The organism is Nodosilinea sp. AN01ver1 (genome assembly GCF_050565655.1).
In the GTDB taxonomy this organism is placed as follows: domain Bacteria; phylum Cyanobacteriota; class Cyanobacteriia; order Phormidesmidales; family Phormidesmidaceae; genus Nodosilinea.
Window position 1 is genome coordinate 1 of record NZ_JBNXVS010000117.1, and the last position, 1746, is coordinate 1746.

Sequence of the window (1746 nt, forward strand, 5' to 3'; positions counted from 1 at the left end):
AAAAGGCGCAGGGAAACAGAAGTAGGCCTGACCAGCCGATGAATACAAAGCGATCGCGCTTGAGCCAGTCGTCGAGGACGTCGAACCATCCTCGCTCGGCTTGCGCGCGTCCCATTGCTATGGTCATACGCGAGTCTCCGTAACTATCTAACAACAAGGTATATGCACGGAAGATAATGGCGCTTACTCCAACCTAGGGACTTAATGCCAGACGGTTGACCAGAGGCCAATCTAACCGCCCTTAGATTATGAGTAATGTTTACTATTCTTTACCGTAGCTATCATTATAAGGGGTATTTTCAGAAGAGCTGAGCTGAACACCCCGATCATCTTCAGGTTTTAGCGACTTTAGTAAGCATTTTTGCTCATGTCAATAGAGTGAATTTTGACAGCCTGTGGCCCGAGTCTTTGCTTTAGTAAGGCTAAGCCATGTGTTCAGAAGTTGCCGTTTTTTTACTGAGAGGCCCGACAGATAGCAAAATAGGGTTGTGAACACAGGATGGTGACCCTTTACACTTATATATAGATACATAGAAGGGCGAGCTTCGGGAAAGCCGTCTGAGTCCTTACACTTTACTGAGTACTATTCGACTATGTTCACGATTGAGTTGACGTTGAAGCATACGGCTATGCCCCTCTCTGTGCAGAAGAAAGAACAGGGCGAGGCAGAGGCGCTCTATAACTCATTGGCAGAAGGTTTGCGTAGCGGTAGCGGACAACTGGTTGAAGTTACCTGTGATCAGCAACCCCACAAGCGCATTAGTGTTTTAGGTAGCGAAATAGCAGCCGTTCAGATTTTTGAGAAGAGCGGTACAGCTACTGCTTCAGGACGCCCCCCTGGCTTCTTTACCCTGAGTAGTGATCAGTAACAGTCTGTATAAGGAGCCCATACCATTATCTAGTGATGTCGTGACGGCCAAAGAGTCTAAGGCTATAAAGGTTAGCAACTTGCAGTTTCAATGGCCGTCTGGGCAGAGTGTGCTGCGGGGCTGTTCACTGACTGTTCAGCCCGGCGAGTTTTGTATGCTGCTAGGCAATAACGGTAGCGGCAAGTCGACACTGCTGAAAATTTTGGGGGGGTTGCTGCAACCTCAAGCTGGAGAATGGTCAATTGAAAGACCCGTAGGGTTCGTGTTTCAGAACCCTGACCACCAGCTGGTAATGCCTACGGTGGGAGCCGATGTAGCGTTTGGGCTAGTTGATGAGCGTCTTTCTCTAGCGGAGATTCGCAATCGAGTAGATGATGCCCTAGCGGCGATTAACTTACTAGAGCTAAAGCGGCGGCCCATCTATGCCCTTAGCGGTGGGCAGAAGCAGCGGGTAGCGATCGCAGGGGCGATCGCCCGCCACTGTCATGTACTACTGCTCGATGAACCTACGGCCCTGTTGGATCCTGATAGCCAAATCGACCTGGTTAAACGAGTCCGAGACTTGGTTAAAGAGCGTGGGTTGACAGCTCTATGGGTGACCCACAGGTTAGTAGAGCTTGACTACTGCGATCGCGCCTTTTTGCTAGAGGCAGGGCACGTACTCGACGAAGGCGATCCTAATCGCCTCAAGCATCGTTTGCAGAACTAGCTGAAGTTCCCGTCAACTTTAGGATGAAAGCCAGAAGATAGCCAGGGCTATTTCATTCTAAAAACGGTCTTGAGTGTATCTAGGCCGAATTTACAGAATCGTTCAGCCTGAGCCATATTGGAGAAGGCGTTGGAGCGGTAGAGATTGAGCGCGAAGTTACGAGCGACA

2 protein-coding genes and 1 pseudogene are annotated in these 1746 nt (G+C 49.8%); 2 read left to right on the forward strand and 1 reads right to left on the reverse strand.

Annotated features, from left to right (window positions below; all coding sequences use genetic code 11):
- Positions 1 to 127: pseudogene (locus tag ACQ4N7_RS30170) on the reverse strand (photosystem II D2 protein (photosystem q(a) protein)); the annotation flags it as partial.
- Between the two features lie 502 nt (positions 128 to 629).
- On the opposite strand from ACQ4N7_RS30170, the gene ACQ4N7_RS30175 reads away from it, so the two are divergent.
- Together ACQ4N7_RS30175 and ACQ4N7_RS30180 are read left to right on the forward strand one after the other, a co-directional pair.
- Positions 630 to 869 (forward strand): hypothetical protein, encoded by a 240-nt coding sequence (locus tag ACQ4N7_RS30175; RefSeq protein WP_430715111.1) that lies wholly within the window; start codon positions 630 to 632, stop codon positions 867 to 869.
- A gap of 40 nt (positions 870 to 909) precedes the next feature.
- Complete coding sequence (locus ACQ4N7_RS30180; RefSeq protein WP_430715112.1) at positions 910 to 1578, forward strand: energy-coupling factor ABC transporter ATP-binding protein; 669 nt, start codon at positions 910 to 912, stop codon at positions 1576 to 1578.
- Positions 1579 to 1746 lie beyond the last annotated feature (168 nt).

Excerpts from the sequence above, each read along its gene's own strand:
- ACQ4N7_RS30175 (WP_430715111.1), top strand. The coding sequence starts at position 630 with ATGCCCCTCTCTGTGCAGAAGAAAGAACAGGGCGAGGCAGAGGCGCTC.